Raw genomic sequence first — 9083 nt, forward strand, 5'->3', positions numbered from 1 at the left:
ATGAGTTTAAGTTATTTGATTTAGCTGAAAGTTTGCTGGAGAAATTAGCGGAACTGAAAGCAAGAGAGTGGAGGATTATGGGAAATTGAGGTGAATGAATGTATGTCAAGTTTGTCGGTTGATTCCTGGGAACGTAGGCGCAGCTTTCTGGAAGAGTAATCTGACTTATATCATGTCCGCTTGATTATTTATTTAAATTAGATCGTACTTTGGAGAAGGGCGCACATCTGTTATTGGTGTCAACTTAAGCTGAAAAGCACGACTGGCAAGCATTTCACCCTCATCCCCTAACCCCTTCTCCCGACCCCCCTCGTTCCCCCCTACAAGAGGGGGGAGGACAGAGGATGCTTCGCTTTTGTTGCACGGGAGAAGGGGAACTTTCTCGAATAACCAAGTGCTCAACGCCTTACGGCATCAAAGGTAATCGCACATGCATCGTGCTAATAGTTCCCTCGCTCCTATTTCGTGCTCAACGCCTTACGGCATCAAAGGTAATCGCACTAGCAAAGGCAGGGGATCAACCCGCGACTGTAATGTGCTCAACGCCTTACGGCATCAAAGGTAATCGCACGGCAAACCTGTTGTTGTTGGGTTTGCGAAATTCAGCGTGTGCTCAACGCCTTACGGCATCAAAGGTAATCGCACAGGATGCCAGATTACCCAAGTCAGCTCCGTCTACTCGTGCTCAACGCCTTACGGCATCAAAGGTAATCGCACATAGTATCCCGTTGTGCTCAAGTAGGGAGTTGATTGTGCTCAACGCCTTACGGCATCAAAGGTAATCGCACTCAAGGATTGCCTGCATAGGCATCGCCAATCGATCAAGTGCTCAACGCCTTACGGCATCAAAGGTAATCGCACACGAATTGACGGCATCTGCCTTGTTTCCAAGTTCTATGTGCTCAACGCCTTACGGCATCAAAGGTAATCGCACCAGGAAGATCGGAAAAATTTTCACCCGAAACCAGGGCATGTGCTCAACGCCTTACGGCATCAAAGGTAATCGCACTACAGTTTTGTTCTTAGACCCATCTCGTCCATCTCGTGCTCAACGCCTTACGGCATCAAAGGTAATCGCACGAGAAAAAATATGAGTTGACTTTCCCGAACCTAGGAGTGCTCAACGCCTTACGGCATCAAAGGTAATCGCACTTGGCCCATACTTTGTACTTTTGGCAGCGTATAGGAGTGCTCAACGCCTTACGGCATCAAAGGTAATCGCACAAAATTGGACGGATCTTATCATGGTACAGGAGTTGAGTGCTCAACGCCTTACGGCATCAAAGGTAATCGCACTTGGAAAATGCCGACTCCCGCCAATCTTTTCGGCTAGTGCTCAACGCCTTACGGCATCAAAGGTAATCGCACAGAAAATCAGACCCTCCCTGAATTGAAAAAACTGGCAGTGCTCAACGCCTTACGGCATCAAAGGTAATCGCACATTTTATCGATGGGAATTTTCTCACTGGAAACTTGCCAGTGCTCAACGCCTTACGGCATCAAAGGTAATCGCACAGGATAGCTGGGCAGCAGTGGGCGAAGCAAAAGAGTAAGTGCTCAACGCCTTACGGCATCAAAGGTAATCGCACGAGAGCCGCATGAACCCGTAGACTTTGATAATATAGTGCTCAACGCCTTACGGCATCAAAGGTAATCGCACAACTTGAACTCAAAATCCTTTTGCCACCAAGGACGCTGTGCTCAACGCCTTACGGCATCAAAGGTAATCGCACAACCACGGGGACGGCTAACCACCATTCAAAGGACAGTGCTCAACGCCTTACGGCATCAAAGGTAATCGCACAACTATCCGGCAAGACATCAGAATCTGACCGGATGTGCTCAACGCCTTACGGCATCAAAGGTAATCGCACGGCGATCGCACGAACCCTTAAATCATAATGGCTGCCAATCGGTTTTGCAAGCATCTCCCCAACTCCACTCTCCTCACGCCAAAATTGACTCAAATGTGGCTAATTTTGCCAAAAATCAAAACGCTGTAACCCTTATCCTGAAAGGAATCCCGGCATTTTGCAAGCATCTCCCTCTCCCTAAAAAGAGCCGCAAACCCAAGCCCTGTATGGATTTGCACCCTATTCCCCAGCCTTCAAAGCCTCAACAGACACAGATGCTTGCAAATTACTCCACCCGAATCTCTATCCACGCATTATCCGGCGGTTGACACCATTCACTGGGAGGAAGTAACTGAAATCGTTGCCAACGGGTTCCTTTTGAACCAACATGATCCACCCAATAGGGTAATGTTAACAATCCATCCTGCTGCTGTACTAACCAGCGTAGGGATTCACCCCGATAATCTTCCGGTAACAGATTAATCCCATTGACTAAATCCCGACTTTCACCCAAACTTAACCCACCAAATCGATCTACCGTTTCTGGATTCGCGATCGCGTCTGTTAATCGTTGGCATAATCTTGGTTGGGCTTTATCTGTACCTGACGCTACCCAGACGATAAACTGAATATCACTGAGTAACTCTTGATAATCTGGACGCGCATTCGTGGGATCAAAGATTTGCTTCTTTTTGAATCGGCGAAAGGTACGGAGGATGGTGGATTTTTCCGGTTCATTCAATAGCGCGATCGCTAACTTAATCCCACAATGCCGATATCGATCCATTTCTCCCACCATGGATAAGAGCATACCATAAACCGTTGCTGGAGGCGGAACCGGATAAGTTTGGGCATATTCCCTGGCGCGGGAGACACGGAAACAGGCGATGGGAACCTCAACTTTGAGGGCGGTAATCATGATACTCCCTCCAATTGCGGTAACTGTAAATCATCAGCAATCCGTTGTTTTAGCGTCGAAACTGCTACTTTTGTCCCCGCTAGCACATTAGCACCTAATTCCTCTAAGCGATCGCCTGCTGGGGTTTTGGCAATTGCACCCGCTACCCAGAGTTCGGTTGCTTCAATGTCTCCCACTTCCACACGATGGATTAAACTGGGCAAAGATATCTCCCCATCTTCATTTTCCTGGAAACAATAGAGAATCCGAGGCGAGAAATCCTGTGTCCACCGCAAGACTAAACTTTCTGGCGAAAAATCATAGAGAAAACGGGCGTGGTTTCCGGCGACTTCTCCCAAGGAGACTAACCCGTCTAACACTGGAATAATCCGAGATGTCTCTTTCAATCGATTAGGGGTTAAGGCGAACCCATATTGATAGCGCGTGGCGTGAACTTCTGTGCCATAAAGAGAGGTTCTCCCCTTTTGTCCACTGGCGGAATTAAAGGTAATATCCCCTGCATAAGGAATCGTGGAAACGGCGCGAGTGACTTCTAAGACTCCCCGCCTTGCCAGATTAGTTCCTTTGGCTTTCTTCCCTTTTCCTTTTTTCTCTTCGTCGCTAAATTCTTGTTTTGCCCCTTCTGCTTTCATGTAACCGAGGACATCATCATCAATGTAGGTGGTTTCATCGAAACTGCCCTGTAAAACATTATCATTTTTCTGATCATCCCAACAGCGATTTACGGTATAGTCACCCCCAGCGGTTTGCCAATAGTATCGCAGCGCCCAGCGGATGGCTTCAGCCGATACAGTGGTGTGAACTTCTCCTTTCCAGAGGAGTTTTTGTAGGGTAGTGATATTGCCTTCGTTTTCGCCACGGTTATTGGCGGCGGTGCCGTAGCTGGTTAAGATATTGCCAAATAAGTGAAACGTCATGATTTGTTCTCCAAACGGTTGATAATTGGTTACTGTGGGGTTGAGATCTGGGCTGTAGGGGCGGGTTTCGGGACTTAATTAAGGGTGTGACTGATAACTGAACAACGAAACCCGCCCTGATTCAATTGACGATTAAAACCCAAAATTATTCGGCTTCGGATAAAATTGTGGCACGAATGCTTCGCCCTTACACGTCCCTACACGCCTCGACAAAATTAGAAATAATCAGGGTGATGTATTTAATATCCAAAATCAAATTCCTCCTCATCTGCTGATTCCTCCGTCGCTGCTTTTTGACTCTGACTACTGCGCTTATAACTGGCTAAGGCTAATAAGGCCAAATCCCGTCCCTTTTTCCAATCCTTTGCCCCCATAATTAAATCCATAAAACCCTCCCAATTTTCCTCCAGCGTGGGCATAAATCTCGCCCTCGACAAGTAATCAGTAATAAACTCCCGAAACGCCACAGCGGTTTTACACCGCGCCAACCCGGTGCGAAACTTGGTATCCTCCCGTTCATAATTCGGCACTTCTTTCCTTTGTTTTGCTCGTTGAGAAAGTTGTCTATGGTTATAGCCAATCGCTTCATGACAAGCCTTGACAAATAGCTTCTCACTTTCTCGATCCCATTCCACTTCTTGAACCATCTGATTTAGTCCTCCGCGTTCATAGGTCAACTTTTGAAATAACTCATTACTCGTGGCATTATCTGCCAAACCTGCATACCAATGTTTACCCCTGGCTAAGTTTTCTGCAATTAACTCCCTGGCAAAACTACAGGAAATAAACGAACCCTCTTTCCCCGCCACATCGCGGGTACTTAAATAATTATCGCAAACCTGATAATTCCGCTCAATTCGCTCATTTGCTTCCACTAAATACAAATCCGTGCGCGTTTTTTGTTGACTTGCCCAAGGGACTGTTCCTAATGTAATTACCTGACAGCGTTTAAAGGGACGTTCTGCCAAAATATCTTTAGTAATATAAGTCAAAAACTTTAACCCCGCATCCCCTAACCCAGAGGCAAAAAAGTCCTTATATCCCTCCTCGCGCCATTTCCGATGACGCCGCCAATTAGCATAAGCGGCTAAGTCGGTAATTTCGGGAATAACTAAGGCATATTCTGCCCGTTTATCCCGTAATTTAGACCGAATCGAATAGTAACAACAGGCTACGGCGGCAAATAATAAAACGAATACAGCGTCTGGTGGTTCTTCAAAGCTGGTATTGGAACTAAAAGCAATATGTCTTACAACTGTCCCCGGATTTAACCATCCCGGTACTTTAATCGGTTTAGTGAGGAATTTACCCTGCTTGTCACACAGGATTTTTGCCTGTTGATAGATGTATCCAGAGAGATGTTTATATCGCGCCACTAATTCCGGTTTACCTTCTTCAAGGATAAAGGATTTAGAGACAAGTCCTGTGGAGGTGTGGGTTTTGTTATGCTGTAAAAATGTTCCCAAGATACCTTGATGCAGGATTAACTGAGATTGAATATCCATTGTCTTTGAGTCTAATCCCCTTAAAGATATCCGTCCATCGTCTAATTGAAAGGATTCGTTTAATAGCCAGTTTAGTACCTGAAAATCATCTTCATTCCATTGTAAAGTTACCTGATCTGGTGTTAGTTCCCAGGTAATATAACCCGGGCGATCGCGAATATTTGTTTCGGCTTCAAGTTGCTTTAAACTCATCCATAACCCAGCTAATCCGGCGCGATGGAGTAAAGTAAAGTGAGGATTATTTAATTTTAAAGTTAATTGGGTTGACATAAACGTTTAATCGACCTATTAGTTATGAATTTACCTTTAATTAATCCGGATTGTCGGGGCGGGTTTAGGGACTAAATTCAGATATTCACCGATAACGGAACAACAAAACCCGCCCTCCCCACCGATAACGGAACAACAAAACCCGCCCTCCCCACCGATAACATTTCAACCAAACCCACCCTGATTCAAATTATTGGCGTTTCCTTGAGTTTTTCGGGCGCAAGGATAGCGCCCCTACAAATCATTTTGCCCCTGTTTCTGAACTGTATTCCACTTGATCAGGGGGTGCGATGGGATAATATCCATTCCGCCGCCACTTCTCAAACCCAGGGATAATCCGAATTGGAATTGTCCACCGTTGACGTTCTTTTTTAAAAGATTTATCCTGACGTTGATTGGCGGCATTTTTAATATTAACTAAATCTTCCTCTAGTAAAACCGTAATCGTATAGCCCGGTTCCCGTAAAAAATTAGGACGGGTACACCAACATCCCTCTAACCATTCCGATTGACTTGGCTGTTGTTCTGGAGTAGACATTTGGGCGACAATCGTGGCTAAATCTTGCTGGGAAATCACTTTTCCGGCTAGTTTATTAACCAACTGCTGTCCCGTTTCTAATTCCTCTTGAGAGTAAGGACGTGAATCATCCCAGGGATAAACTAAAGCGGGGGCAATTTGACCCGACGCCAGTTTTACCCGATGGTTTGCTGTGGTAATTACCCGACGATTTAATCGCCCTAACCGCTGAATTAACGCCGATGCTGGGGCGATAGGCGTGACTAATAAATCCGCACTCAAATCTAAGGACATTTCACAAACTTGAGTAGTAATTGCTAACACCGCCCCCTCACGTTCAAAGGCGTCGATCACGGCTTTATGTTTCTCTAATCGGTCAAAATAGCGATAGCGACTGTGATAAATGAGTACGGGGATTGAATCCGGAAGCTGTTTTTTTGCCTCTAGATACAGTTCCCGACAAGTTTTAACCGAATTTGTCACCCATAACACTTTATTCTGGCGCTGACGTGTTAACGTTTTCCCAACCCTCTGCCAAGCGTGATTGGCTGATGGGATAGACTCAATCTGATATCGTGGCAAAACCTCCAAATTTTTCGGACCTTCAATAATCTTAGTTGTTTCTCCCAATTCCCCAACTACCCCTTGAATTGCCTGAATCTGTTCCTCTGTAAAACTGGCACTCATCAACAGAATAGGTGCGCCACGAAAGGTGCCTAGAAATCGCAATAAAGCCCCAAATAAACGATGATCATAAGCATGAACCTCATCAAACACAAAAGCCCCTTGGGCGATCGCACTCCAGGAATACAGCGATCGCCGATTATTTTGCATTAGCCCCAAAACCGTATCTACGGTGCAAACAATTAACTTTTGTCTCCAAGCCGTGAGGGCGGCTAGGCGATCCTCAATCCCTTCATCCTCATCCCCAGAAAACAAGATTTCTCGGTCTAAGTCAGCGCGAGAATGCATTAAATCGGCTTCAATATTCGTCTCATGGGCGTAATCAATAAACCCCTGCGTCGCGGTTCCCGTCGTCGGATAGCCAAAGAACAACTTGCGATCGCCTGCCCATTTTTTTGCCCACCCATACGCCCCAATGGTTTTCCCAGTTCCACACCCGGCTTTAACTAAAGTAATTCGATGGGGAGTCGCGGCAATTTTCTGTTGAAACGGGCGTAATTTTTTCCCTTGCAGTCGTTGTTGGAGAACCTGATCTAAGTCGTTTTCGGATAGGGTGATCGATAAAACATTCTCAATCCAATCCTTAATATTCTCCTCCACAACAGGTAAAGCTGAACCCGCTAAATCCGCCGCAATCACCGTAGCTTTTACCGCCGCAATAAATCTCAGTCGCCTGGTATCGTTTTCAGCGATAATCTGCTGTTCAACCTGGTCAAATTCATGATATAATCCCTTCAATTCTCGTTCTAGTTCTTCCTTCGTCCAGATTTTTCCAGGAACGGCAGGCAAATTAGCCGGGAGTCCCAATTGCCGACCCATTTTTAACATTCGTTTAAAATCATTGTGGTCGGTATAAATGAATAAACCACTTCCGGTTCCACTACGGATTGTTAAGTCCAGGTTAGAACTCATCTTCAAATGATGTCCCATCGCCGCCCAAACAGCTATCACCAGATCAGCATTTGCACATTGGTCTAACCAATAGCGAAATTCAGGAACACGCAAGGCGAGGATACCGCTTAAAACTTCATGGCGAATCATTTGTTTACCATGATGTTTCTGCCATAATTGACGCAGTTGTTTAAGCTTGTCCCGTTTTTTCGGATCTGGTGATTTTTGGGCAGTATTCAGATAAACCATCTCTTGAAAATGCTGATTTGCCTTACCCCAATCATGCAAGTACGCCCCCAATCTCACCGTATTGACAAATAAGTCCAAATCACTCTCATCCAATCCCAGTTGTTGAAAAATCCGCTTATCTAAACACTTCAGCAATACCTCAGCCCCTCGTTTAACTAAGGCAATATGACCGATAAATCTTGCCGCATTTTGACTCCGGGTTGAATCAGAATCAGATATAGATTTAGCCATAAGTCGTTTAAATTTAGACATAATCAACCTAATTTTCGCGGCGGATTCAGCATCCCAAGACGAGAGAACAAACGTTTCAGTGTAATCAGTGTGACTAACCTCTCACCCCCACCCCCATCTTCCCCATAAATCTGTCAAATCAGTGGTTACAAAAACACCCCACAACCCATGTGTCGCCGCCCTCCTAATCCCCACCGTTGCAATGTCAGGGAATCCTCCTCACTAAGATGGCTAACTTCAGTGGTAAATCCCACTATCGTATCTTGCTGAATTTTTATCGCTTTGCGTTTCGGTGTTTGATCCCGATGCAGAGGAATTCGCACCTCTCCCGACACCCCCAACCGATTCAGTTGACGCTGCGCCGCTTGGAGGAAGGATTCGGGTTCGGTATAACCTTTAATCGTCACAATCCGCGATCGCACAATTGACTTGGCGCTGAGGGGTTCAATCCTGGGAATCCCAATCTGGATCGGATGATTGCCAATGTGAACTCGTTTTCCCGCGATCGCATAAACTGAGGGAATCTTGGTAATCGGTAAACGAATTAACAGGCGCGATCTGTCAGTCAGGGCAATTTTACCTTGGCGATCGGGAATACCGGGAATTGTCAATATCTGAATTTCATTCTGCTGGTGAATCGCCGCACAAAGCTTGGATAAAGCCGAAAACAAGCCAAAGCCGTGATCAGCCGGTAGCATTTGTCCTTGAATGCTAAAGCTTAAGTTGACAAACAGTTCGATAGGAGACGCGCCTGTTTGCCGTTCTACTATTGTGGAATTCATTGTTGAACCTAGTTGAAACCAGGTGTTTTCAGCGCCTGACGGCGATCAGAGGTGGGGATGAATGGCACTCAAATAAGCCGTTTGCGATCGCCTCTTGAGCAACCGTAGGGTGGGCAATGCCCACCAGCCAAAATTTCAGCACCATCTGGCTTAAGATGTTTCATTCTTACTTACAGGATACATTGAATTATCCACCTCGTCAACAGCAAAAGGAAATTAAAGAAGAACGCCTGACGGCATCTGAGGGAACAAGGACAGCAAGACC

The 9083-nt window shown here is 45.8% G+C and carries 5 protein-coding genes and 1 CRISPR repeat array; all 5 genes read right to left on the reverse strand.

Going from position 1 to position 9083, the window contains the following annotated elements; genetic code table 11:
- Window positions 1-394: 394 nt before the first annotated feature.
- A CRISPR array of direct repeats spans window positions 395-1874; the repeat unit is 36 nt; unit sequence GTGCTCAACGCCTTACGGCATCAAAGGTAATCGCAC.
- A 265-nt stretch (window positions 1875-2139) separates the two neighbouring features.
- The 5 genes from cas5 to cas6 all read right to left on the reverse strand — a co-directional run bounded on the left by cas5 (window position 2140) and on the right by cas6 (window position 8818).
- Complete coding sequence (cas5, locus tag ACLFWI_RS20730) at window positions 2140-2772, reverse strand: type I-MYXAN CRISPR-associated protein Cas5/Cmx5/DevS (protein ID WP_446414482.1); 633 nt, start codon at window positions 2770-2772, stop codon at window positions 2140-2142.
- Window positions 2769-3689, reverse strand: a complete 921-nt coding sequence (gene cas7i, locus ACLFWI_RS20735) for a type I-B CRISPR-associated protein Cas7/Cst2/DevR (protein ID WP_446414483.1) — start codon at window positions 3687-3689, stop codon at window positions 2769-2771. The genes cas5 and cas7i overlap by 4 nt, the downstream gene beginning before the upstream one ends.
- A gap of 239 nt (window positions 3690-3928) precedes the next feature.
- The gene (gene cas8a1, locus ACLFWI_RS20740) at window positions 3929-5464 is read right to left on the reverse strand and encodes a type I-MYXAN CRISPR-associated Cas8a1/Cmx1 (protein WP_446414484.1); all 1536 of its coding nucleotides are present in this window, start codon (window positions 5462-5464) and stop codon (window positions 3929-3931) included.
- Window positions 5465-5705: 241 nt separating this feature from the next.
- Entirely contained in the window at window positions 5706-8036 is a 2331-nt protein-coding gene (cas3, locus tag ACLFWI_RS20745) for a CRISPR-associated helicase Cas3' (RefSeq protein ID WP_446414485.1), read from the reverse strand.
- Between the two features lie 146 nt (window positions 8037-8182).
- Window positions 8183-8818, reverse strand: a complete 636-nt coding sequence (gene cas6 / locus ACLFWI_RS20750) for a type I-MYXAN CRISPR-associated protein Cas6/Cmx6 (RefSeq protein WP_446414486.1) — start codon at window positions 8816-8818, stop codon at window positions 8183-8185.
- Between the last annotated feature and the right edge of the window lie 265 nt (window positions 8819-9083).

Origin of the sequence: Coleofasciculus sp. (assembly GCF_046539235.1) — a bacterium.
In the GTDB taxonomy this organism is placed as follows: Bacteria; Cyanobacteriota; Cyanobacteriia; order Cyanobacteriales; family Coleofasciculaceae; genus Coleofasciculus.

What these genes read in the sequence shown, in the direction of transcription:
- cas3 (WP_446414485.1), bottom strand. Translation starts at nt 8,036, where the DNA reads ATGGCTAAATCTATATCTGATTCTGATTCAACCCGGAGTCAAAATGCG.
- cas8a1 (WP_446414484.1), bottom strand. Translation starts at nt 5,464, where the DNA reads ATGTCAACCCAATTAACTTTAAAATTAAATAATCCTCACTTTACTTTA.
- cas5 (WP_446414482.1), bottom strand. Translation starts at nt 2,772, where the DNA reads ATGATTACCGCCCTCAAAGTTGAGGTTCCCATCGCCTGTTTCCGTGTC.
- cas7i (WP_446414483.1), bottom strand. Translation starts at nt 3,689, where the DNA reads ATGACGTTTCACTTATTTGGCAATATCTTAACCAGCTACGGCACCGCC.
- cas6 (WP_446414486.1), bottom strand. Translation starts at nt 8,818, where the DNA reads ATGAATTCCACAATAGTAGAACGGCAAACAGGCGCGTCTCCTATCGAA.